The sequence below is a fragment of the Fluviicola sp. genome, from assembly GCF_030151805.1.
GTDB lineage: Bacteria > Bacteroidota > Bacteroidia > Flavobacteriales_D > Crocinitomicaceae > Fluviicola.
Window position 1 is genome coordinate 1 of the sequence record NZ_JASLCN010000390.1, and the last position, 22,935, is coordinate 22,935.

23 protein-coding genes are annotated in these 22,935 nt (G+C 41.3%); 12 read left to right on the forward strand and 11 right to left on the reverse strand.

All coding sequences use genetic code 11. From position 1 onward, the window contains the following. Positions 1-169: 169 nt before the first annotated feature. The 5 genes from purH to Q1V93_RS14675 all read left to right on the forward strand — a co-directional run bounded on the left by purH (position 170) and on the right by Q1V93_RS14675 (position 5,736). The gene (gene purH / locus Q1V93_RS14655; protein WP_300665688.1) at positions 170-1,702 is read left to right on the forward strand and encodes a bifunctional phosphoribosylaminoimidazolecarboxamide formyltransferase/IMP cyclohydrolase; all 1,533 of its coding nucleotides are present in this window, start codon (positions 170-172) and stop codon (positions 1,700-1,702) included. A gap of 245 nt (positions 1,703-1,947) precedes the next feature. Further along, positions 1,948-3,168: a hypothetical protein gene (locus Q1V93_RS14660; RefSeq protein WP_300665690.1), complete on the forward strand. Its 1,221-nt coding sequence runs from the start codon at positions 1,948-1,950 to the stop codon at positions 3,166-3,168. Positions 3,169-3,436: 268 nt separating this feature from the next. Next, positions 3,437-4,462 (forward strand): rod shape-determining protein, encoded by a 1,026-nt coding sequence (locus Q1V93_RS14665; RefSeq protein WP_124747099.1) that lies wholly within the window; start codon positions 3,437-3,439, stop codon positions 4,460-4,462. Between the two features lie 87 nt (positions 4,463-4,549). Next, a complete protein-coding gene (locus tag Q1V93_RS14670; RefSeq protein WP_300665692.1) occupies positions 4,550-4,945 on the forward strand; it encodes a hypothetical protein in 396 nt (131 codons plus the stop codon). Continuing rightward, on the forward strand, positions 4,942-5,736 hold the full coding sequence (locus tag Q1V93_RS14675) for a sensor histidine kinase (protein ID WP_300665693.1): 795 nt from the start codon (positions 4,942-4,944) through the stop codon (positions 5,734-5,736). The genes Q1V93_RS14670 and Q1V93_RS14675 overlap by 4 nt, the downstream gene beginning before the upstream one ends. A 25-nt stretch (positions 5,737-5,761) precedes the next feature. Here Q1V93_RS14675 and Q1V93_RS14680 read toward each other — a convergent pair whose 3' ends face one another. Together Q1V93_RS14680 and Q1V93_RS14685 are read right to left on the reverse strand one after the other, a co-directional pair. After that, positions 5,762-6,373, reverse strand: coding sequence for a MarC family protein (locus tag Q1V93_RS14680; RefSeq protein ID WP_300665694.1), 612 nt, complete (start codon positions 6,371-6,373; stop codon positions 5,762-5,764). A 3-nt stretch (positions 6,374-6,376) separates the two neighbouring features. Continuing rightward, positions 6,377-6,952 (reverse strand): phosphoribosylglycinamide formyltransferase, encoded by a 576-nt coding sequence (locus Q1V93_RS14685; protein WP_300665695.1) that lies wholly within the window; start codon positions 6,950-6,952, stop codon positions 6,377-6,379. A 160-nt stretch (positions 6,953-7,112) separates the two neighbouring features. On the opposite strand from Q1V93_RS14685, the gene Q1V93_RS14690 reads away from it, so the two are divergent. From Q1V93_RS14690 to pyk, 5 genes are all read left to right on the forward strand, one after another. After that, positions 7,113-7,349: an acyl carrier protein gene (locus tag Q1V93_RS14690; protein ID WP_013686655.1), complete on the forward strand. Its 237-nt coding sequence runs from the start codon at positions 7,113-7,115 to the stop codon at positions 7,347-7,349. A 43-nt stretch (positions 7,350-7,392) separates the two neighbouring features. After that, positions 7,393-8,646: a beta-ketoacyl-ACP synthase II gene (fabF, locus tag Q1V93_RS14695; protein ID WP_300665697.1), complete on the forward strand. Its 1,254-nt coding sequence runs from the start codon at positions 7,393-7,395 to the stop codon at positions 8,644-8,646. Between the two features lie 73 nt (positions 8,647-8,719). Further along, positions 8,720-9,373: a ribonuclease III gene (rnc, locus tag Q1V93_RS14700; protein ID WP_300665698.1), complete on the forward strand. Its 654-nt coding sequence runs from the start codon at positions 8,720-8,722 to the stop codon at positions 9,371-9,373. A gap of 109 nt (positions 9,374-9,482) precedes the next feature. Beyond that, positions 9,483-9,914, forward strand: coding sequence for an IPExxxVDY family protein (locus Q1V93_RS14705; protein ID WP_300665699.1), 432 nt, complete (start codon positions 9,483-9,485; stop codon positions 9,912-9,914). Then, on the forward strand, positions 9,911-11,329 hold the full coding sequence (pyk, locus tag Q1V93_RS14710) for a pyruvate kinase (RefSeq protein ID WP_300665700.1): 1,419 nt from the start codon (positions 9,911-9,913) through the stop codon (positions 11,327-11,329). The genes Q1V93_RS14705 and pyk overlap by 4 nt, the downstream gene beginning before the upstream one ends. Positions 11,330-11,472: 143 nt before the next feature. On the opposite strand, the gene Q1V93_RS14715 is transcribed toward pyk, so the two are convergent. The 3 genes from Q1V93_RS14715 to Q1V93_RS14725 form a co-directional block, all read right to left on the reverse strand. Then, positions 11,473-13,002 carry a hypothetical protein gene (locus Q1V93_RS14715; RefSeq protein ID WP_300665701.1) on the reverse strand — a complete coding sequence of 510 codons (1,530 nt, stop codon included), beginning with the start codon at positions 13,000-13,002 and terminating at the stop codon, positions 11,473-11,475. A 162-nt stretch (positions 13,003-13,164) separates the two neighbouring features. Continuing rightward, positions 13,165-15,723: a lamin tail domain-containing protein gene (locus tag Q1V93_RS14720; protein ID WP_300665703.1), complete on the reverse strand. Its 2,559-nt coding sequence runs from the start codon at positions 15,721-15,723 to the stop codon at positions 13,165-13,167. Positions 15,724-15,872: 149 nt separating this feature from the next. Continuing rightward, complete coding sequence (locus Q1V93_RS14725; protein ID WP_300665704.1) at positions 15,873-16,973, reverse strand: DEAD/DEAH box helicase; 1,101 nt, start codon at positions 16,971-16,973, stop codon at positions 15,873-15,875. Between the two features lie 264 nt (positions 16,974-17,237). Here Q1V93_RS14725 and Q1V93_RS14730 point away from each other — a divergent pair, with 264 nt between their 5' ends. After that, a complete protein-coding gene (locus Q1V93_RS14730; protein ID WP_300665705.1) occupies positions 17,238-18,251 on the forward strand; it encodes an aspartate-semialdehyde dehydrogenase in 1,014 nt (337 codons plus the stop codon). 25 nt (positions 18,252-18,276) lie between these two features. Further along, positions 18,277-19,110, forward strand: a complete 834-nt coding sequence (locus Q1V93_RS14735; protein ID WP_300665706.1) for a DUF6089 family protein — start codon at positions 18,277-18,279, stop codon at positions 19,108-19,110. Between the two features lie 9 nt (positions 19,111-19,119). Here Q1V93_RS14735 and Q1V93_RS14740 read toward each other — a convergent pair whose 3' ends face one another. The 6 genes from Q1V93_RS14740 to Q1V93_RS14765 form a co-directional block, all read right to left on the reverse strand. After that, positions 19,120-19,773 carry a hypothetical protein gene (locus Q1V93_RS14740; protein ID WP_300665707.1) on the reverse strand — a complete coding sequence of 218 codons (654 nt, stop codon included), beginning with the start codon at positions 19,771-19,773 and terminating at the stop codon, positions 19,120-19,122. Positions 19,774-19,998: 225 nt separating this feature from the next. Beyond that, positions 19,999-20,574 carry a DUF420 domain-containing protein gene (locus Q1V93_RS14745; protein ID WP_300665708.1) on the reverse strand — a complete coding sequence of 192 codons (576 nt, stop codon included), beginning with the start codon at positions 20,572-20,574 and terminating at the stop codon, positions 19,999-20,001. Continuing rightward, positions 20,552-21,220: an SCO family protein gene (locus Q1V93_RS14750; RefSeq protein ID WP_300665710.1), complete on the reverse strand. Its 669-nt coding sequence runs from the start codon at positions 21,218-21,220 to the stop codon at positions 20,552-20,554. The genes Q1V93_RS14745 and Q1V93_RS14750 overlap by 23 nt, the downstream gene beginning before the upstream one ends. Positions 21,221-21,271: 51 nt before the next feature. Then, the gene (locus Q1V93_RS14755) at positions 21,272-21,970 is read right to left on the reverse strand and encodes a hypothetical protein (protein WP_300665711.1); all 699 of its coding nucleotides are present in this window, start codon (positions 21,968-21,970) and stop codon (positions 21,272-21,274) included. A gap of 25 nt (positions 21,971-21,995) precedes the next feature. Then, complete coding sequence (locus Q1V93_RS14760) at positions 21,996-22,364, reverse strand: cytochrome C oxidase subunit IV family protein (protein ID WP_300665713.1); 369 nt, start codon at positions 22,362-22,364, stop codon at positions 21,996-21,998. A gap of 21 nt (positions 22,365-22,385) precedes the next feature. Further along, positions 22,386-22,935, reverse strand: a 550-nt coding sequence (locus tag Q1V93_RS14765; protein ID WP_300665714.1) for a cytochrome c oxidase subunit 3, incomplete at its 5' end; no start/stop codon positions are given.

Consider the following 22,935-nt stretch of genomic DNA (forward strand, 5'->3'; position numbering starts at 1 on the left):
GGATAAGTGTACACTTATCCACCTCTTACCATGGTAACTAATTTTATCTGGCTAATTTTCATCTGAAACAGGTACTAATTAATTCTCAAGAAACTACAACGTTTTTCCATTTAAAAACTGTACTTTTGCGCCCTCGAATCAGGTTGATTTGCAGGAGTAAAGTCGAAATATGGAAAACGCAAAGAAAATTACAGGAGCTTTAATTTCAGTTTATTACAAAGATGGTCTGGAGCCAATCGTACGTAAATTGCATGAAGAAAATGTGACAATTTATTCTACAGGAGGTACTCAAACGTTTATGGAAGGTTTGGGAATTCCCGTGATTCCTGTCGAATCAATGACTTCATATCCTGAAATTTTCGGAGGACGTGTAAAAACATTACATCCTGCAATTTTCGGAGGAATTCTTCACCGAAGAAACCTTCAGGGAGATTTGGACCAGGCAAAAGAATTCAATATCCCGACCGTTGATTTGGTGATTGTGGATTTATATCCATTCGAGGAAACAGTTGCTTCAGGAGCAGATCATCAATCAATCATCGAGAAAATTGATATCGGTGGAATTTCATTGATCCGTGCCGCTGCGAAAAATTACAACGATGTTGTGATCATTCCGTCTGTGAATCAATACGCAGATTTCCTTGAGATTTTAAATACACAGGGAGCATCAACAAGTTTGGAACAAAGAAAACAATTCGCGAAATCGGCATTTATGGTGTCGTCTCATTACGATACACATATCTTTAATTACTTCAATGAAGGAGAAGAAATTCCGGTTTTCAAACAAAGCATTTTACAGAGTCAGTCTTTGCGCTACGGTGAGAACCCGCATCAAAAAGGGTGGTTTCACGGAGATTTTGCAGCAATGTTTGACCAGATTCACGGAAAAGAACTTTCCTATAATAACTTGTTGGATGTAGATGCAGCTGTGCAATTAATGGCTGAATTTGAAAACAACGATCCGACATTCGCGATCTTGAAACACAATAACGCATGTGGTTTGGCAACTCGTCCTACTTTGGCGCAGGCTTACGCAGATGCATTGGCGGGTGATCCGACTTCTGCTTTCGGAGGAATTCTGATTGCAAACAGAAAGATTGATGCTGAAACGGCAGCTTTGATCAATGATTTATTCTGTGAAGTAGTCATTGCACCGGGTTTTGATGCAGATGCAGAAGAAATTTTGAAAAGCAAGAAAAACCGGATCTTGCTGATCCAGAAACAGGTGGAATTACCGAGACGTCAGTTCAGAACCCTTTTAAACGGTGTTTTGGAGCAAGACAAAGACATGCTTTCTGAAACAGGAGCGAATTTTGAATCAAGAACCAAAACAGTTCCTACGGCACAAGAAGTAGAAGACCTGATTTTTGCGAATAAACTGGTAAAACATACCAAATCAAACACCATTGTTTTGGCGAAAAACGGACAGTTGATTGCAAGCGGAACCGGACAGACTTCCCGTGTAGATGCATTGCGCCAGGCAATTGAAAAAGCAAAAACGTTTGGTTTCGATTTGAACGGAGCGGTGATGGCTTCAGATGCTTTCTTCCCGTTCCCGGATTGTGTGGAAATTGCACACCTTGCCGGAATAACAGCAGTTGTTCAACCGGGAGGATCTATTAAAGACGAATTATCAATTGATTACTGTAACAACCATGGAGTGGCAATGGTGTTTACAGGAAACAGACACTTTAAACATTGATCGGAAGAATATAAATTGAGAAAGGGAGCTTTTCAGTTCCCTTTTTGATTTTTTAACGAAATGTTAACGAACCCCTTGTGTTTACTGGGATACATAAAGCTTAATTAAGCTTTTAATTTTAGTTCAAACACACCTTTTGCACATTGATACCCGCCAAATATTTCTTTTGAATAATAATACAGTGACGGATGAAAATCCGGGGTGTAATTTTGTGCGTAAATAGGAGGTATTACAACTTAAGTTATATGAAAATTGCGTTATTAGCTTTGCTAACAATACCAACTTGCTCACTACTAGCACAAAATCAGTACAAAATTGAACTGAATTCGCACCAGGCGGAAAACAAAACCTTTCTGTCGGCAATCGAGGATCACATCCCGAATACTTACAACAGATCTGTAGAAGACAATTTGATCTCATTCAGTACGGCAATCAATTATCCGGTCCGTTTTGTCGATTCGATCGTGCAGGTGATCGGAATTCCTTCCGGACACGTAACCCGATCCAAAGGTCAGACACAAATGATTGAAAAGGTCGGGGGAACCAATTGTGGAACAGCCGAACAAATCTGCAGCGGATCATCCCTTCCGGGAAACAGTTCCGGTTATGGAACACAGGAATTGACGAACTCAAACAAAGGATGTCTGAGAAGCGAACATCAATCGTCCTGGTATTATATCAATGTTCAGACAGCAGGTTCGCTTTCTTTCAGAATTAACCCGAATTCGGGATCCGATTATGATTTCGCTGTTTGGGGACCTTTTACAGCCTCCAACGCAAGTGCAAACTGTCCGCCTCAAAACGGTCCGGTTCGTTGCTCCTATGCACAGGGAAACGGAAGCACGGGAATGCGCGCCGGGGAGTCGGACAACAGCGAAGACGAAGATGGAAACAGATGGGTGAATGCATTGAATGTAAATGCAAACCAGGTTTACATCTTGCTGATAGATAACTACAGTTCTTCAGGAATCGGCTACACATTCGATTTTAACTGGTCGGGAAATACCACAACAGCAGTCATTGGCTGCACGCCGGTTGTTTTACCGGTAGAAATGGCAGGTTTCAGCGGGAATTATTCTGCAAACACCAATGTGCTGAACTGGTCAACAGAAACAGAATCCAATAACGACTATTTTGAAATAGAATGGACAACAACACCTTCTGAAAACAATTCATGGTCTAAAATTGATGCAATTGACGGATCGGGAGACAGCCAATCCCGGATTAATTACGCGATCAACCACTACACGTATGTGCGCAATGCAATCAATTATTACCGCATCAAACAAGTGGATTTTAACGGACAAACCCGTTCCTATCCAACGATTGTTTCGATCGACAACCGCTTGAAATCCGAAAAGTTAGTGAAGGTGGTAAACCTCTTCGGACAGGAAGTTTCCGAGTCTGAAAAAGGAGTTGTTATCTATGTTTACGATGACGGGTCGACCGAAAAAAGAATCAATTGATTTGGTTTGAAGATACACTTTCGGAAAAAGGTACTTTATCAACAAAGATGAGGTACCTTTTTTCATTTTAAGGAAGAGCTAAAACCGAGTGAATCCGCTTGTTTTTCCGAAACTTAGAGCGATTTCAAGTTTGATCTGTTGAAATACTTATTTCTTTCTGCAAATTCGAATATACTTTTAAGCTTATTTCGATTATTTAACCTAATTTTGTAACAATTTCCTAGAATAATACGAATAAAGGGAGCAAACGCAAAAAGGAGCGCGCTAGATGGGATTGTTTAATTTTCTGACACAAGAAATTGCTATTGACTTAGGTACTGCAAACACACTGATCATTATGAATGACAAAGTAGTGGTAGATGAGCCTTCAATTGTAGCAAAAGATATTCAAACGGGTAAAGTTGTTGCCATCGGGAAGAAGGCACAACAAATGCACGGTAAAACACACAAATTAATTGAAACAGTCAGACCCTTGAAAGACGGGGTGATTGCGGATTTCCAAAGTGCTGAACAGATGATTCGCGGGTTTATCAAAATGATCAATCCGGGAAGAAAAATGTTCAATCCTACGTTGCGCATGGTGATTTGTATTCCTTCGGGAATTACAGAAGTAGAGAAACGTGCGGTACGTGACTCTGCGGAGCATGCCGGAGCAAAAGAAGTTTATTTGATTCATGAGCCAATGGCTGCTGCAATCGGTATCGGTATCGACGTGGAAGAGCCGATGGGGAACATGATCATTGATATCGGTGGTGGTACTTCCGAAATTGCAGTCATTGCATTGGGAGGAATCGTTTGTGATAAATCAATCCGTATTGCGGGTGATGACTTCACATCCGATATCGAAGAATACATGCGTCGTCAGCACAACATCCTGGTTGGAGAGCGTACTGCAGAACAAATCAAAATTGAAGTTGGAGCGGCTTTGCCTGAATTGGAAAATCCACCGGCAGATTACGCAGTTCGTGGTCGTGATTTAATGACGGGTATTCCAAAAGAAATTATCATTACGTATTCGGAAGTTGCACATGCTTTGGATAAAACCATTTCCAAAATCGAAGAAGCGATTTTAAGTGCCCTTGAGCAGACTCCGCCGGAACTTTCGGCAGATATCTACAAAACAGGAATCTATCTTGCTGGTGGTGGCTCTATGTTGCGTGGTTTGGATCGCAGAATCAATGAGAAAACAAAATTGCCGGTTCACATTGCGGAAGATCCGTTGAGAGCGGTAGCACGTGGAACAAGTATCGCATTGAAGAATTTGGATCGATTCCAGTTCCTGATCAAAGACTAAAAGAAATAAGCATAAGGATAAAAAAGAGTCGGGGTGAAAAATTTTTCGCCCCGACTCTTTTATTTACATTTGTTTCAAAGCAAAAACATGAACATCCCCGAAAACGCGCACTCTTTAAGATGTTATTTCACCTGGATGGGTGAAGACGGAATAGCCAGAACAAAAGTGAAACCCGGTTCGGAAGTCGTTCTGGAAGATGCACAGGAAAATTCTGTTGTTGTAAACGGTTTTTATGTCGACAGGAAATTCCCTTTATTAATTGACGCAAGAGGAATCAAATCTATCACGCGGGATGCGAGAAACTTCTTTACTACCAACGGACGAAACACAAATACATTGGCTTTCGCCATTTTGATCGACTCATCCGTCAGCAAAGTAGTAGGTAATTTTTTCCTTGGAATTAACAAACCCGCAGTTCCGACCAAATTGTTTTCAGATGAAGACAGCGCGGTTGAGTGGTTAAAGAAATTCAGGGTGAAATGAATCCGGAAGAAGCCAAATATATTCAACAACGCACCAATGCGATATTGGATGTAATTATGGCTTATGCGCGTCTGGATTTCAATCAGAAGACAGAAATTACCAACCAGGGAGATGTGTTCGATGCCATTGCATCCGGAGTGAATATGCTCGGAGAAGAACTGGAAAACTCCGTGATTACTTTACAGGAACGCGAAGCTCTTCTAAAGGAAGTACATCACCGGGTAAAGAACAACCTGCAAATTATCTCCAGTTTGATGAATCTGCAGGCATCTTACAGCAAGGATGAAAAGTTCCTGGCAATGATCCGCGAATGCAAGAATCGCATTATTTCCATGTCGATGATCCACGAAATGCTCTACAGAACAAAAGATTTGAGCCGGATCCAGGTTTCCGACTACATTAAAACACTCACCTTAAGTATCAACAGTTCTTTTTCAGGAAAAGAGTCGGAAGTTTCCTTTATATATGATATAGATGATGCGCTTTACCTGGAGGCGGAACGAATGATCCCGATCGGACTCATCGTGAATGAAGCGGTAAGCAACAGTTTTAAATACGCCTTTCCCGATCGGAGCGGAGAAATCTTCATTGGATTTACGCGTTCCGAAGAGGAATTTTGCCTGAAAATCAAAGACGACGGAATCGGTTTGCCGCAGCAAATTCAAACAGAAGAATTTGAAAGCCTGGGAATCCAGCTGATTAAAACCTTGTCCGAACAGCTTTCCGCCGAACTAATCATTCTCGGAGAAAACGGTTTGGGCTATGAACTGGTTTTTAGCATTGACAGTTGACGACTGAGCAGGACCGAGTACCCAATTAAAGTGCTTCTGTCGCAGTTGAGATAATTTTCGCAATATTGGTCGTAAACAGCTTCACGGCAATTGCAAGCAGGATGATCCCGAACACTTTCTTCATAATAGCAATTCCACCGGGACCTAGTAAATGTTCTATCTTTTTGGTTAAGCGTAAAACGATATAAACCAACAGGACATTTAATAAAATTGCCAATACTATATTGATATTCTGAAACTCAGCACGAAGCGAAACGATAGTTGTCATTGTTCCGGCTCCGGCAATGATCGGGAACGCCAAAGGAACAACGCTGGCAGTTTTCCCTGAAACGGAATCCCGGAACAGGCGCACACCTAAAATCATTTCCAAACTCATGGCGAATAAAATCAGTGAACCGGCAACGGCAAACGAACCGACATCCACTCCGAACAATTTCAGGATGGATTCTCCCAGGATCAAAAAACCGATCATAATTCCCAATGAAACAAAACTGGTTCTGGCCGGATGAATGTCGCCGCTTTGTTCTTTGATCTTAATAATCAGCGGAACAGATCCAATCACGTCGATCACGGCAAACAATACCATGGAAGCTTTAAAAAGTTCGCCCCAATTAAAAGCCCAGAAATACTTCATCATATCTTAGTGGTTTAAAACCGTTTGTTCTACAATAATAGGAAAATGTTTGTGTTCTAAAAGCTGAATTTTCTCCGCCAGGGAATCAATCGTGTCTTCTGAAGTAAGAGCAGTCTCGAATTGAGCCAGGATTTCTCCCTTGTCAAACTCCTCATTCACCAAATGAATCGAAATCCCGCTTTCACCCTCTTTGGCTTCAATCACGGCCTGGTGAACAAATCTTCCATACATGCCTTTTCCGCCGTATTTCGGCAGTAAAGAAGGGTGAATATTGATGATCCGGTCCTGGAATCCACGAATAATATTCACCGGAATTTTTCTCAGAAAACCAGCTAAAATGATCCAGTCAATAGCCCGGTAATCCAATTCCTGCAATACCGTAAGGCCGCTTTCGAATGCTTCATTGGTAAAAATGAGCACTTCGATTCCCAATGATTGCGCTTTTGAAACAACAGGAGCATCCGCTTTATTACAAACTAAGGTTTTCACTTCAATTTGCGGGTGATTCTGAAAAAAATGAATCAAATTAACTGCATTTGAGCCGTTCCCTGACGCGAATAGAGCAATGGATTTCTTATTCATGGCACAAAGTTACATAATCCAAATGACACAGCACAGGCGGATTTCGAGCTGAAATCGAGAATTTCCAAGGAATGAAAATGTAATTAAGTCACTTTATATTTTGTTTTTATCGCATTTCCTATTTTCTTTGCAAGCTGAAAAACCTTATAAAAGAATTGAGATGTCTGATATCAAATCAAGAGTAATATCTATTATTGTAGATAAGTTAGGAGTTGAAGAAAGCGAAGTAACAAACGAAGCAAGCTTCACAAATGATCTAGGTGCTGATTCACTAGATACTGTAGAATTGATCATGGAATTCGAGAAAGAATTCAACATCGCTATTCCAGACGATCAAGCTGAGAACATTCAAACAGTTGGTGACGCAGTTTCTTACATCGAGCAAAACGCTAACTAAGAGATCTTAGTTTTCCAAGCATTATTTAATGAATTAACTATTTATGGAGCTGAAGAGGGTTGTTGTAACTGGATTGGGTGCTATTACACCTATTGGTAATACTGTTGCAGAATATTGGGATGGATTACTAAATGGGAAGAGTGGTGCTGCTCCAATCAAACAATTTGATGCTTCATTGTTTAAGACACATTTTGCTTGTGAGATTAAAAATTTTAATGTTGAGGATCACCTCGACAGAAAAGAAGCACGGAAATTAGATCAATTTTCACAATACGCCATGGTTTCTGCTACAGAAGCCATGGCTGATTCTGAGTTGATGGAAGCGAATCCTAATTTAGACCGCATCGGTGTGATTTGGGGTTCGGGAATCGGTGGTTTAAAGACATTCCAGGACGAAGCTCAAAATTTCTTCTCCGGAGATGGAACACCCAAATTCAATCCGTTCTTTATCCCTAAAATGATTTCGGATATTGCTGCAGGTCATATTTCGATTAAATATGGTTTGCGCGGACCAAATTATGTAACTGTTTCGGCTTGTGCTTCATCTACCAACGCAATCATTGATGCATTCAATTTGATTCGTTTAGGTAAAGCGGATGCGATTGTTACAGGTGGTTCTGAAGCAGCAGTAAACGAAATGGGAATGGGAGGATTTAATGCGTTGAAAGCCCTTTCAACACGTAATGACTCTCCTGAAACTGCTTCCCGTCCTTTTGATCTTGACCGTGATGGTTTTGTCTTAGGCGAAGGTGGCGGAGCATTGATCCTGGAAGAATACGAGCATGCAAAGAAGCGCGGAGCTAAAATTTATGCGGAGGTTCTTGGAGGTGGAATGTCTGGTGATGCTTATCACATGACAGCTCCGCATCCGGATGGAATAGGTGCAAGAAATGTAATGATTGCTGCTTTGGAAGACGCTGAGTTGGATGCAACGGCAATTGATTACGTAAACGTTCATGGTACGTCTACTCCGCTTGGAGATATTGCTGAAACAAAAGCAATTCTGCAGGTTTTCGGAGAACATGCCTACAAGTTGAACATCAGTTCAACGAAGTCAATGACCGGACATTTATTGGGGGCAGCAGGAGCTATTGAAGCAATTGCATGTATTCTTGCTGTTAAAAATGATGTAGTTCCGCCTACAATCAATCATTTTACGGACGATCCCGAAATTGACAACAAATTGAATTTTACATTTAACAAAGCTCAGCACCGTACTGTGGATGTTGCCTTATCAAACACCTTCGGCTTCGGTGGTCACAATACCTCTGTGATTGTGCGAAAGTATAAAGGTTAAGATTTAGGTGCGACTACTACCATTCTTCAAGCAAAAGCGGTCTTCAGAAGACGTTGCGTTCATTCGGTTCTTTGTGAACCGCTTTGGATATCGTCCGAAAAACATCGAATTATTTTACCAGGCTGTCACACACCGTTCGGTGGCTTATCACGGGCAAAAGGATTTTTCCAATGAACGCCTGGAATTTTTGGGTGATGCCATTTTGGATTCGATTATTGCAGAATTTCTGTTCCAGCGCTTTCCCGATGAAGATGAAGGATATCTGACCAAAGTAAAATCAAAAGTGGTTTCCCGGAAGACGCTTTCTGAAATAGGTGAAGAGCTCGAATTGCGTTCCATCCTTCGATACAACAAAGGAAGATCCATTAACCTGGCTTCTTTGGAAGGAAATGCCTTTGAGGCAATCATTGGTGCAATCTACCTGGACAGTTCGTATGAAGCGACCAAAAAGATCATCTATAATCACATCTTCCGCAAATACGTAGATCTGAACAAAATCCTGGAAGAAGAGATCGATTTTAAATCCAAATTGTTTATCTGGAGTCAGAAGCGAAGGCTGAGTCTGGAATTCGTGGTTCTGAGAGAAGAAAACAACCATGGAGCGTGGTTCTACGAAGTCATCGTGCAGGTGAACGGAACAAACTACGGAAAAGGGTCGGGGAATTCCAAGAAACTAGCAGAGCAGGCAGCAGCGAAAGAAACGCTCACCCTGATGGGGGAGTTGTAACCGACCGATTCAAGCCCGAAAAATACCATTTCTTAACCAAATCCTAACTTCCGGGAGATTGCCATGTGCAATATATTGCGTAACTTCACAAGTATAAATTTTAAAGTGGATGAGCAAACAAAAGCGTCATGTACTTTCACTGGAAACTTCTGTCGACTTTGAATTAATCGGAATCTGTTCTCATCACAGTGACTACCGATTGGCTTGGGGGATCAATAAAATCCTGGACCTGGAGCTTACCAAAAGCGAAGAACCTTTCGTGATTCAATCTAAAAAAGGAACAATTGTTTCGCAACATAGTTTTCATGTGTATTTCGATGAGGTCGACCACATGGAATGGTATTTAATTAAGAACAAATCAGAAGGAAAGTTTCTGATCCCGGAAAAGAATCAGATTGATTATTTTTTGATTCTGCGTGAAAACATCCTCCACGAACTGGAAGATATTGTAGAACGCATCCGTGAATCAAACAGTGTTATGGCCGCTTACGTCTTTGAGGCCGGCGCAATTCCTTCAGCTGAATTAATAATTTTCGAATGAAAAAAACAAAAATCGTAGCGACCTTGGGTCCGGCTACTGCGGATAAAGAAGTACTAAAACAAATGATATTGGATGGTTTGAACGTTTGTCGTTTGAATTGTTCGCATGGTTCGCACGAAGACCATAAAAAAAGTATTGAAATGATTCGTGAAATCAATGCTGAAACAGGCTTGAATGTAGCGATCCTGGCAGATTTGCAAGGTCCGAAGATCCGAACTTACGAAATGGAAAACAATGGCGTAATGATGGAAGAAGGAAGCATTGTGACCATTGTGACGGAACGAATTACCGGAAATGCTGAACGCTTTGGAATCAGTTACGCTCAAATGCCGCGTGATGTGCAGCCTGGTGAACGCATTTTGCTGGATGACGGAAAATTGCAGATGGAGATCCTTGAAACCAATGGCGAGTCTCTGATCAAGGCAAAAGTGATCCACGGAGGAATTCTTTCCTCGAAAAAAGGAGTAAACCTTCCGAACACCAAAATTTCACTTCCGTCTTTAACTGAAAAAGACCGCGAGGATTTGGAATTCGCAATCGGAATGGATGTGGATTGGATCGGATTGTCGTTCGTTCGTTCGGCGCGTGATATCATCGAATTGAAGCACATTATTTCAAACCGCCAGGCGAAGGCCCGCGTGGTAGCTAAAATTGAAAAACCGGAAGCGATTGACGATATTGACGAAATCATTAAAGTAACAGATGCGTTGATGGTGGCTCGTGGAGATTTAGGGGTGGAAATTCCATATCAAAACGTGCCGTTGATTCAGAAAATGTTGATCCGTAAAGGACATCAGCACGCAAAACCGGTGATCGTTGCCACACAAATGATGGAAAGCATGATCACGAATATCACTCCGACTCGTGAGGAAGTGAATGACGTGGCGAATGCGGTATTGGATGGCGCAGATGCTGTGATGCTTTCAGGAGAAACTTCCGTAGGGAAATTCCCGATCGAGGTGATCCGTACAATGGTAAACATCGTGGAAGAAATGGAGAAATTTGACGGAATCTATCACAAAGATCAACTTCCCGACAAGTCTCAGTCGCGGTTTATTTCGGATTCGATTTGTTTCAATGCCTGTCGTTTGGCGCAGCGTGTGGAAGCTGATGCGATTATTACGATGTCGTTTTCTGGTTACACGGCTTACAAGATTGCTTCACAACGCCCCAATGCTCCAATTTTCGTATTCACCGGAAACAAAGAAATCATTACACAGTTGAGTTTGGTTTGGGGAGTTCGCGCGTTTTACTACGATAAAAAAGTAAGTACTGATCATACAATTGCCGATATCAAGTATCTTTTGACGAAAGATGGTTTGTTGAAGCAGGGAGATCTGGTGATTAATATCGCTTCAATTCCAATCGAGGAAAATGGAAAATCAAACATGTTAAAGCTGAGTTATGTTGAATAAACAGCTGATATAATCTTAAACTAAAACCCCAATGATCGTTGAGAACATTGGGGTTTTTCGATAAAAGAAACATTGCAAAATCGGGATAGTTACATATCGCACTATTGCGGTATCAAGTTTTGAGATACCCAGTTTGTAAAGAACTACTTCTCGAAAGAAATCGTCAGAATTTTAGCCTTTTTTATACGGATAAACTGACTCAGGTAATCTGTCGGTGAAGTTTGAACAGTACTCCCCAAAGAAGGAACATAATTCCCGATCTGATCTTTACTGAATACATCTTTTGATTTGCTGGTTCCGTCTTTCTTGCTGATTTCAGCCATTTTCAGTTTTCCTTCTTCCGAGAATACGACATAGAAATGATCTTCTATATTGTGAAACAACATTTGTCCGGCCATTGCATTGGTAGCGTGATTGAATTTCTTGAAACGTTGAACCCACTCGATTTCACCATCCTTATTGGTTCTTACAGTGATCAAATCAGCGTGAACATAATGTGGTGTAGTATGTCTGTTTCCTTTGGAATCAGTATAAGTTGTTTCATAGTAACGAAAACGCTCGGCAACCAGAATAGAACTTCCGTCTTTGTTAGGAATAACTTCTCTTACCAGGTATTCGTAAACATCGTAATCCTTTCCTTTATTGATTTTCTTCTCCGTTTTATTTTTCTGCTTTTCAGACATGTTTTCCGTAATGAAATCGAAGGTAAAGGGATGCACATCCTCGCTTAGTTTTTCACCTGATTTCGTGTCGTAAATTTGAGTGAAAACACCACCCGAGTCATTGGTCTTTTTAACTCCCGAGCTGTAAAATCCGGAAATATGAAGTTTCCCTGAAGCGTCCATTGCACACTCGAAATCAGAAATATTGTTTCCGATATCGCTCAATGAAATTTCAAACTGCTGAAGATTTTCGCTTTTCCGGTCTACAAGGTAGAAATCAAGTTTATCAGATTCATTTTTCCCACCTCTTGTTCTGCATGTAAAAGCAATGGAATTTTCAGAAATGATGTAATTTCCGAAAGTTGTTTTGTCGTATTCGCCTTCCACATCAAAATCCGTTTTCAATGCTGTTTGCAGTTCGTTATTGATTACAAACAGCGTCGCTTTCGAACTTCCGGAACTCTTAGAGGATTGTACAACAAGTGCAAATTCCTGGTTGTTTTTAGGATCGAAAAAAGTGTTCATATCGTTCTTTTGCTTTCCTTTTTCAGGGAACGACCCAATCTCAAGCGTGTTTGTCTGTGTCAAATTGTCTTTGTCGTATTCGATCAGGTAAATACTTCGCGTTTCTGCTTTTTTATCCAGCGTACTTACCGTTTGGATCAGGCGATTGTCGATCATTTTCATATCGAGCGGTGCGCGATACATTCCTAATTTGTAGATGTCCGTTTTCATTGGGACTTTCTTGGAAAGAACGCGATTCATTTTGGAGTCGAATTTATTGATGATGTACTTGAATCCGATCGGAATCATCATAAAATTAACTCCCTTGACACTGAGAGAATAGGTGTAAGTTCCGTCAGAACCCAAAGTCATAAAGCCGAATCCTTTTCCCTTTACCTCTGCTGACAGGTCGAATTTTGCATCAAAAACCGTTTTTTTGGTTTGTCCAAAAGTGTTTAATTGAGCCGATAAAAATAGAATTGCTAAGAACAGAATAGTTCGTTTCATTTAGATGGTGATTTAAATTTCGGCACAAAAGTAGTTTTTTTGCAGCGTTATTTAATTCATATGATCTATAGATGTTAAATTATTTTGTAATGAACTGAAAATCAGATTCGTCCCAATATTGGGAAATGGGGTTTTTGGGATTTCGGGAAATCTTCAATATACCTAGTCAAGTTTCCCTGCCAATGTAAAACTCACGCGCTTCGCAACCGGTTTTCCGCCATTGACTGAAAATGCCTCAATAACAGCAATATAAATCCCAATTGGTGCTTTTTGATTGTTTGCCGCTACTCCATCCCAGGTAAAACTGCCCTCCGATCCAAGTAATTCACTGGAAAATAACGTATGCACTTCTCTTCCCTGGCTATCGAAAATTTTCAAAGTTGCAATCATAGCCTCATCGAACCGGTATTGAAACAACAGCACATCCTGGAAACCGTCATTATCCGGTGAAAAGATCGGTTCGCTTGTTCCAAAGCCGGATGAAACATTTCCGGCCATGTATTGCGAATTGATTCTTCCCGGTGTCCCAAAACCGATTGTTTCAGCAGCTGTATGCCAGTTTGAAGCACTGGAAGAAGGTCCATCCGGATGAATGCGTTCCAGCGTCTTGTTTTCGGTGTTATCTATCAAAGATAAATGCCAGTCTTCGTTGTAACTGACTTTATCAATCAACATCGAATTGAAGAGCAGAATAAAGGTTGATGAATCATTATTCAAAGCCGGAAGCGGAGTACTGTAAAATCTTCCCGAAACAGCTTCCGGAAACGTGTTTTTCTGGTAATTGCTGTCCGGAGTCAGAACCACGTATGTATTCGGACTCAGCAAATAATTTTGAGTTAGCTGAATGGTATCTCCGTTGTATTTGGTTATACTCAGATCATTGAGATTAATGATTTTCGAAGAACGATTGTAAAGCTCTACAAAATCTGAACCGCCTGTAACCGGGTCGAACAGAATTTCATTGATTATCAGATCGCCTTGCTGAGGAATATCTGCAAGTGCAAAATTTCCGGATAAAGTAGTTGAGTTTAACCAACAATCGCTGACCTGGCCGTAAGACAATTGATACTGCTGACTCAAAGCCAGGTTCTCGTTAAAAGTAATCAAAGCCTGGTTCGAAAATGCGGATGCAACATAAATCGTTTGAACCGTTAAACCCGGGTTGGTGTTCAAAGTTGCATTGACCAAACTCAGAGAATCCATTCCTTCCGAAAAATTCACTTCCAGGTAATTCGGACTCAGAGCAATCAAACCCGACAAATGCGGAATTTGCGTGTCGGGAGTAGTATTGTGCACAGAATTCTGAATTCCCGGAGTTCCTCCGTTTGCGCTGTTTGAAGCGACCCAGTTAGATGCGTCGGAACAAGGATCATTCGGATTGATGAGTTCCAGTGTGTAACCTCCGGCTTTTTTAACAGCATCCTGGTACCAATTATCCGTGTAGGAAATTTTGTCGATGAGAGCTCCGCTGTTGTCTTTCAAAACCACATCATCACTTGAATTATTATAACTCGGAAAGCTGCTCACTCCGTACGATCCCGGAAACTCAGGAACATTGGCCGTCGCACAAAGAATTTTGTATTCGCCCGGATTGATGAACCCGGAAATAATCGTTCCGTCACCGCTCTGATCGCCTAGTTTCCAGCCGGCAAGATTAATGTACTTGTTGCTCTTGTTGTGAATTTCGACGAATTCCAATTCGGGCAAACCAATGACAGGAGAAGGATCGACCATGATTTCCGAAATAATCAGGTCCCCCTTAACAGCCGTTTCTCCAACGAGATAAGTAAAGCTGGCTGTCAGATTCGAAGCGGCATTTCCGAAAACATCCTCAATTGCTGAAACTGTTACCTGGTAATTTTGCCCATTCGTCAAACTGTTGCTCAAAGTCAGATGCAATAAAGCATTGTTCGATGCGTCGGGAACAGCGCCGGAAAGAGAAACCGCCGGATTGAAAGTGTAATTTGTTGTCTGAAGCATGGAAACTCCTCCGATCGGTTCACTGAATAGCAAATCTACCTGCGAATTGCTGATTGGAGTTGCACTCGTTAAACTTGGGGCCTGCGTGTCGATTATTTCGTCTCCGATATAGACATCATCGTAATAAAATTTGGTGGAGTTGGAAGCCGTATAGGTTTGAAACACGCCGAAATGTGTTCCCAAAAGCAAGCTCGCATCCGTGCCGGTGTAAGGAGTCCCGAAATTGGTTCCTCCTGTTGCGTCGACATACAGTTTCCAAAGTCCGGCATTATTGCGGATTACTTTTATTCTTACAGAAAATGAAGCAGCAATCTGGCCATCCGGAGCGGCGCAAATGGGGGTTGAAACGCCGGAAATAATCTTGAATAGACGGACAGCATCTGTTGCTCCCGCTTCTCCGAATTGCAGGTAAAACCCATCCGGATTGGTTGTCAGATCGGAAGAACTTGCAGTTAAGTAAACGCGACCGAAATTACTTGAGCTCGGAGCAAAAGGTTGTTTCACGAAAATCTCCCATTGCTTATTGTCTAAAGAAGTCAGCTGATGCGGAGTTGCCAGATAGGAAGTTGCCGCTACCGTATTATTCAGCTGGAGCTGCTGACTGTTATTGACGATGTATTGTGCATCCGTTCCTGTCCAGGCAGGATTTGCAGTGAAGTTCCCATCCGAAAAATCATCTGTTACCTGATTCCAGGCAAAAAGAGGGAATAGTAGTGTAAGTGCAGTAAAAAGTGCCTTCATAGTTATTAAGTCGGACTAAATATACAAAAGCCAGACTTTTAGAAGAAGGAAAATGGATAGTTTTTGAATAGAAATTTCTGAATATCAAGATAGTTGCATATCGCCATATGACGATATGCAACTAATCCAATGGTGTCATTTTTCGAAATTTATTTCAGCTTTCGCTCAGGAATTTGCTGATTGATCAGCTTTTGAATAGCTTTCAAATAAGCTTTTTCTTCACTTGAACACATGGTATACGCAATTCCGCTTGAACCTGCACGACCCGTTCTACCAATCCGGTGGACATACGTTTCGGCAACTTCCGGAATCTCAAAATTGATCACGTATTCCAATTGATCCACGTCAATTCCGCGGGAAGCAATATCCGTAGCGACCAAAAAACTAACAGTTCTGTTTTTGAATCCTGCTAAAGCCCGTTCGCGCGCATTTTGAGATTTATCTCCGTGAATGGCTTCTGCGCGGAGCCCGGATTTTGTTAATTCTCTTGCAACGCGGTCTGCACCGTGTTTCGTACGTGTAAAAACAATCGCGTGAGAAATATTTTCAGTCTTGATCAATTGCTTCAGAAAATTGCGTTTATCCGCCTTCTCAACATAATAAACAAATTGCTCCACGATTTCCGCCGTTGATGAAACAGGCGTAACACGTACATTTACCGGGTCGAATAGAATGGTTCCTGCCAACTCCATAATGGTTGGAGAAATGGTCGCTGAGAAGAAAATGTTTTGCTTGTTCTTCGGTAAACGCGGAAGAATCTTTTTAATGTCGTGAATGAATCCCATGTCTAACATACGATCCGCTTCATCCAATACAAAATGGGTAATCTTGGACAAGTGAATGTGTCCCTGATTCATTAAATCCAGTAGGCGTCCGGGAGTGGCAACCAAAATGTCAATTCCGGCATTCAACTGGTTCACTTGTTTGTTTTGGTTTACTCCGCCGAAAATAACCATGGAACGCAACTTGGAAAACTTTCCGTAAGCTTTGAAACTATCGTTGATCTGGTTTGCCAATTCTCTTGTTGGAGCAAGGACCAAACAACGGATAGGTCGTTTTCCTTTCACTAGGCCTTCCGGTTCCAGATGTTGTAAAATAGGTAACGCAAAAGCAGCCGTTTTACCTGTTCCCGTTTGAGCACAACCGAATAAATCTTTGCCTTCTAATAAACTTGGGATGGATTGCTCCTGGATTGGGGTTGGGGTAGTGTATTCTAATTCTTTTAGTGCATCCAATAAATGTGGAAGCAAGTTTAATTCATCAAATTGCATGAAAATGTTCTGTAAAAATGGTCCGAACTGATTGTCACGTGTGATGAACTTTTCCTCACTTCAAATCGGTGAAAATGAATTTTCAGGTGCAAAGGTACGATATTCAAGTGAGAATGGATAATTGAAAAGAGAATTTCCTTATGTATAGGAATGCTATTTCTTCTAAATTTTACATTTTCAATTTTCCATTACTTTCACTTCGGAAGGATGAAATAAACTATTTTTGTCAAAAGTTTTTTAGTTATGAGAGTAGCAGTTGTCGGAGCAACAGGAATGGTTGGAAATGTCATGTTGGAAGTATTGAAAGAACGTTCATTTCCCATTACCGAATTAATCCCTGTAGCTTCTGAGAAATCAGTTGGTAAAATGATCGAATTCGGTGGATTGGAATTTCCGGTTGTGGATTTGGCAACAGCTGTTAACATGAAACCGGACGTAGCTATTTTTTCTGCCGGAGGAGAAACTTCTCTGGAATGGGCTCCGAAATTTGAAGCGGTTGGTACTACTGTGATTGACAATAGTTCTGCATGGAGAATGGATCCGGATAAAAAACTGATCGTTCCGGAAATCAACGGAGATATTTTAACTGCTGCAGACAAGATTATTGCGAATCCAAATTGCAGTACCATTCAGTTGGTCATGGCTTTAATGCCGTTACATAAAGCTTACGGAGTGAAAAGAGTTGTTGTTTCCACGTATCAATCCATTACCGGAACCGGAGTGAAAGCAGTTCAGCAATTGGAAAATGAACGTGCAGGAATTTCCGGAGAAATGGCCTACAATTACCCGATTGATAAAAACTGCATTCCGCATTGCGATTCATTCCTGGATAACGGGTACACGAAGGAAGAAATGAAATTGTCTAATGAGACAAAGAAAATATTGGATCCTGCTATTTCAGTAACCGCAACTGCTGTGCGTGTTCCGGTTGTAGGCGGACATTCGGAAGCGGTAAATGTGGAATTTGAAAACGAATTCGAATTGGCAGACGTTCGCAAACTATTGCATGAAACTCCGGGAATTACTTTGAAAGATGATCCGACAACAAATTCCTACCCGATGCCGCGTTTTGCTGAAGCAAAAGACGATGTGTTTGTAGGACGAATCCGGAGAGATGAAACACAGCCGAAAACACTGAACATGTGGGTTGTGGCGGATAACTTACGAAAAGGAGCAGCAACAAATGCAGTTCAAATTGCTGAGTTGTTGATTAAAAAAGGGATTTTGACCCCAATGACAGCCGGAACGCACAATTAATTACTTCCTATTCCGTTATAATGCTATGCAGAAAAGTATTCTGGTCTTATTTCTTTGTGTGATTACTTCATGGACGTGGTGCCAGAAAGCGCATCGTCACAATGCGTTGTCGCGTTCTGAAATTGGCTTTATGGCCGGCGGAAGTTATTACATCGGAGACCTGAATCAGCGGCACTTCCGTCACACAAATCTTGCGGGGCAATTACTTTATCGCTACAATATCAATGCGCGAATGGCTTACCGGTTGAATTTCACTTACGGAAAGATTGAAGGGTATGACAGCGACCAAAAGGATGCATTTTATAAGAATAGAAATTTATCCTTTCAAACAGATTTATTTGAACTCGGATCAGGAATAGAAGTCACTTATTTTCCTTTTGAGATCGGGAACAGAAGATACAAAGGAACAGCTTACTTATTGGCGGAAATATCATTGACACGTATCAACCCGAGAGCGGATTACAACGGAGCTTTGGTCGACCTGCAACCTTTGGGAACTGAAGGACAGGGAACCGACCTGGCAGATCGCGGAAAGTATTCCCGGGTTCAGTTAGGAATTCCGTTGGCAGTTGGAGCGCGGATCACCCTTTCTCCGAATATCGGCTTGAATTTCGAATACGGAATCCGCTTTATGTTCACGGATTACCTGGATGATGTTGGCGGATACCGCTACGTTGATCCGGTATTGTTGGCGGCAGCAAACGGACCTACTTCCGCAGCATTAAGTAACCGCAGCCTGGATGGAAACCGGTATGGTCAGCGCGGAAACCGTGCTACGCGCGATTGGTATACCTTTTTCGGAATCGGTTTAATGATTCGTATGGGCGGCAAAGGAAGTTGCCCTTCAGATTTCCGTTGACCAGGATCTTTATTCGACAAATTTAAACTCCTTCAAAAGCTGGTTGATACCATTTCTTCCTTTTTTGGAAAAGCCGTAGTCATTATCACCGGTATAGTATTTTTCACTGATTTTTCGTTGTCTTTCAAGCGCTGGAATCTGAAAAGGAGCTTCTAGGTAATTACATTCCATGCAAATGCTTATTTGGTTGACATATCTGCCATCTCTGTAGAAAACAATTCCCAATCGGGGTTCAAAACAGGCCATTCGCATTCCGCCATAAGTAGACCGTGCTGAAAGAAGCCGGAGAAATTGATCCGCTTCAGACTGATTCATGGCGTGTTGGTTTTCAATGACATCTATGAGAGAATACAACCGTTTATTGTATACCTGTGGATTGCGTTCTCCCTGGTTAAAATACTTGTAGGCAACAACCTGGTTGTAATTCAGGGTATCAAATGGATTTCCGGCAGAGGTCGTCGGAGTAATTTTAGGAGCTTTTTTCAGGTAATCTCCCAATTCCAACCGATTCAGATAAGGACTTTTCTCTGGTTTGATGGTATTAGGATCCCAGTGCTTAACGGAATGGTCGATCATTGGCTTTTCGCGCGAATGAACTTTCCTTTCCCCACAAGAGAATAACGAAAGAGCAGTAATGCTGGCAATAAGGAGTGCTTGTTTCATAACAAATGGATTCAGGATCAATTTGCTAAGCTAACAGTTTTAATGAATTATAGTATGGGAATCATCAAATAAACCACAATAGACACATAGACCAAATAGGAAATTTGTTTAATTGAAAACAATAAAACAAGCTATGCGGTTTGTTTTTCAATCACAATAATTCACATAGAAAACATAGCATGTAATTCCCCTAAAACTATGTGGTCTATGTTCCTATGTGGTATACTAATGAGCGTAATACGGAGAAATCATCAAATAAACCACCACCCCGCTTGCAGCGACATAAAACCACAAAGGCCAGGTAATTTTTGTCCATTTGCGGTGCTTGTCGAACTTTCCTTCCCAGGCATACAAATACGAGAAAAGAACCATCGGAATCACAGCAACACTTAAGATAATATGTGTGATCAGAATGAAATAATACGTGAATTTGCTTGCAGTAGAAAGCGTCATTTTTTCATATAAATCCAATTCCCCGTTCCCGTTAACATCTCCGTAAAGTGTAGGATCAGAAGTCATGTGATAAGCAACATAACAAACCAGAAACAAAACGGAAAGAACCATACAGATTTTGATGACCGTTTCATGTGCCTTGATTTTTTTCTGTTTGATAGCAACCAAAGCTACCACTAACAAAACAGCCGTTACAGCATTAATTCCGGCGTAAATATGCGGGAGGAACGACAAATCCGTATCTGCAATTTTCACTTTGAAAAGAACAGCAACAACAATAGGAATAACGATCGACAATGCGATGATAAGCTTGCGAATTCCGGGCTTAGTGCTTTGATTTGATTCCATATTCAATTTCTAATAATTTGCGTAAATCTTTATTCAGTTTGTCTACTTCCTGGGTTTGAGTTCCACGGTAAACACCACGAACATATCCTTCTCTGTCAACCAGAACCATTCCGTCACTGTGTGCAAAACCTCCCGCAGCCATCGGATCTTTGTCGGCATGAACCATGAAATTCACCACTCCCAAACGATGGGTTTTATCCTCATCTCCGGTGAAAAAATACCAGTTTTTAGTCCGGATTCCGTTGTTTTTGATGTATGTTTTCAATACATGCGGCTGATCTGTTTTCGGATCGATACTGAAAGACATGAATTGCACTTCTGAAGCTAAATCCTGTGTGAGGATGTTCAGACGTTTCATTTGAGAAATCATCGGCGGACAAATGCTCGGGCAGCTTGTGAAGAAGAAATTAGCGATCCAAACCTTTCCTTTCATGGATTTGGAGGTAATCATCACCGAATCCTGGTTCAGGTAAGAAAATGCGGGGATTTTCGGAAAAACCGTATCTACCGACTGTACACCGTTGGTTTCAGAAAAAACAATGTCATAGTTTCCAAAATAGGGAAGAGCTTTCGGTTTCTTTTGGGAATCGGTTCTACAGCTTGTAAGTAGGATTAGAATCAGCGAAACTTGTAAAATCCATTTCATGTTTCTTGTCATTAATTCTCTTTATGAAACCGCGCTAACGCTTATTCTTTATCAATCCGCCGCAGCGGATTTCTTCTTCAGTTTGTACGCCTTAATATCGTATTCTTTTTCCAGAAGCGCCAGATGATCGCGCATAGTACGAATCGTGCTCTCGGTTTTTCCCGGAAGAACCATTCTCAAATGATTGCTTTTATCAGCCAGCAACATCAGTTCCTGGAAACCATTTCCGCCGAAATATTTTTTATCTTCCTGCAAAAGCGTTTGTCCGTTGTGTTTGATGTTGTAAATGGATTTGGCGTCACCGGAAACAATAATCCAGATCTTCGGATCAAAGCCTTCAACGCGGTCTCTGAGCATGTACTCAACATCTTGAATGCGCTTGTCGGGATTTCCGTAACCATCCGTCAATACTGAAACCAGTTTGACATGACCCAATCGTTTTTTGTTCTCGCGAAGTCTTTGGTAAACTAACTGATCCAGATGCCAGATTGAAACTCCGCAGGAATCGGGACAAGAAGGTTGAATCGTTGTGTAAATCACAATCTGATTCTTGAAAGAATTGTTGGTATAAACCTTTCCTTTTGCATCTGTAAAGGAAAACTGTGGAATTACTCCGTAATCATCCAGCTCCTTGAACTTGTGTTCGCAACCCCGAGTGGAGATAAATATTAAAATAAGAGCCGGTCCGAATAAAAGCAGTAGTGGGAACACTGATTTTAACGAACCGGCCTTAGAGTTTGACTTAGCCATTGGCTATAAATCGTTTAAATGAGAACTATCCTCCGTATGTTTCCCAAGCCGTATGAACTGCGTTAGCTTCAGTCAGGGCTATGAAAATCAAATAAATGATAAAAATAAAATACGGAACTAAAATGCAATACTTCAAAATCTTTCTCTCATCACCCAGGTGCATAAACACCAATACGATGTAACCTGCTTTCAATAAAGTCAAAGCGATGAAAACTAATTTTACAATCCACCATGACGGGCTGTCCTGATGAACTAAGGCTCCAACTGCTACTTCAAAAGCAGTGATAACAGTTAAGATCGCGGTTACCAACCAAATCTTGCGACGAATCTTCTTACCAGCTTCTTCGCTATGATGCGTATCTAATGAGTATTCAATAATATCGTCTCTTTCCATGATATATTCGTTCTAAAAAAATTAAACTAAGTAGAAGAATGTAAATACAAACACCCAAACTAAATCGACAAAGTGCCAGTACAATCCTGTTTTCTCAACCATTTCATAGTGTCCGCGCTTGTGGTAAGTACCACGGGCAACTCCTAAGAAAATTAAAATATTGATCACTACTCCTGAGAATACGTGGAATCCGTGGAAACCTGTAATGAAGAAGAAGAATTGTCCGTATTGAGAAGGACCGTATTCGTTGTTTGTCAAATCAGCACCGTAGATGATAGCACCTTTCTTTCCTGAGTTAACAGACTCCCAATATTTCACTTCAGCTTCTTTCCCGTGAATTTTAGTCACTTTACTTAAGTAATGACCCGTTCCGTCTGTTTTGATGATCAACTCCATGTGCTCATCATTTTTCTTTTTCCATGTTGCAACAGAACCGTCATGCAACGTGATTTTTCCGTCCTTCACCTGTCCGTTCATAACCGCAGTGCGGAAATGGTGGAACAACTCATCCGGAGTTTCTTTGATCACATCACCTACTTTGTGGTGACTTCCTGCCTGAACAACTGTAAAG

Bases quoted from the DNA above. Each gene is read 5' to 3' on its own strand.
- purH (WP_300665688.1), top strand. From the start codon at position 170: ATGGAAAACGCAAAGAAAATTACAGGAGCTTTAATTTCAGTTTATTAC.
- Q1V93_RS14660 (WP_300665690.1), top strand. From the start codon at position 1,948: ATGAAAATTGCGTTATTAGCTTTGCTAACAATACCAACTTGCTCACTA.
- Q1V93_RS14665 (WP_124747099.1), top strand. From the start codon at position 3,437: ATGGGATTGTTTAATTTTCTGACACAAGAAATTGCTATTGACTTAGGT.
- Q1V93_RS14670 (WP_300665692.1), top strand. From the start codon at position 4,550: ATGAACATCCCCGAAAACGCGCACTCTTTAAGATGTTATTTCACCTGG.
- Q1V93_RS14675 (WP_300665693.1), top strand. From the start codon at position 4,942: ATGAATCCGGAAGAAGCCAAATATATTCAACAACGCACCAATGCGATA.
- Q1V93_RS14680 (WP_300665694.1), bottom strand. From the start codon at position 6,373: ATGATGAAGTATTTCTGGGCTTTTAATTGGGGCGAACTTTTTAAAGCT.
- Q1V93_RS14685 (WP_300665695.1), bottom strand. From the start codon at position 6,952: ATGAATAAGAAATCCATTGCTCTATTCGCGTCAGGGAACGGCTCAAAT.
- Q1V93_RS14690 (WP_013686655.1), top strand. From the start codon at position 7,113: ATGTCTGATATCAAATCAAGAGTAATATCTATTATTGTAGATAAGTTA.
- fabF (WP_300665697.1), top strand. From the start codon at position 7,393: ATGGAGCTGAAGAGGGTTGTTGTAACTGGATTGGGTGCTATTACACCT.
- Q1V93_RS14705 (WP_300665699.1), top strand. From the start codon at position 9,483: ATGAGCAAACAAAAGCGTCATGTACTTTCACTGGAAACTTCTGTCGAC.
- pyk (WP_300665700.1), top strand. From the start codon at position 9,911: ATGAAAAAAACAAAAATCGTAGCGACCTTGGGTCCGGCTACTGCGGAT.
- Q1V93_RS14715 (WP_300665701.1), bottom strand. From the start codon at position 13,002: ATGAAACGAACTATTCTGTTCTTAGCAATTCTATTTTTATCGGCTCAA.
- Q1V93_RS14720 (WP_300665703.1), bottom strand. From the start codon at position 15,723: ATGAAGGCACTTTTTACTGCACTTACACTACTATTCCCTCTTTTTGCC.
- Q1V93_RS14730 (WP_300665705.1), top strand. From the start codon at position 17,238: ATGAGAGTAGCAGTTGTCGGAGCAACAGGAATGGTTGGAAATGTCATG.
- Q1V93_RS14735 (WP_300665706.1), top strand. From the start codon at position 18,277: ATGCAGAAAAGTATTCTGGTCTTATTTCTTTGTGTGATTACTTCATGG.
- Q1V93_RS14740 (WP_300665707.1), bottom strand. From the start codon at position 19,773: ATGAAACAAGCACTCCTTATTGCCAGCATTACTGCTCTTTCGTTATTC.
- Q1V93_RS14745 (WP_300665708.1), bottom strand. From the start codon at position 20,574: ATGGAATCAAATCAAAGCACTAAGCCCGGAATTCGCAAGCTTATCATC.
- Q1V93_RS14750 (WP_300665710.1), bottom strand. From the start codon at position 21,220: ATGAAATGGATTTTACAAGTTTCGCTGATTCTAATCCTACTTACAAGC.
- Q1V93_RS14755 (WP_300665711.1), bottom strand. From the start codon at position 21,970: ATGGCTAAGTCAAACTCTAAGGCCGGTTCGTTAAAATCAGTGTTCCCA.
- Q1V93_RS14760 (WP_300665713.1), bottom strand. From the start codon at position 22,364: ATGGAAAGAGACGATATTATTGAATACTCATTAGATACGCATCATAGC.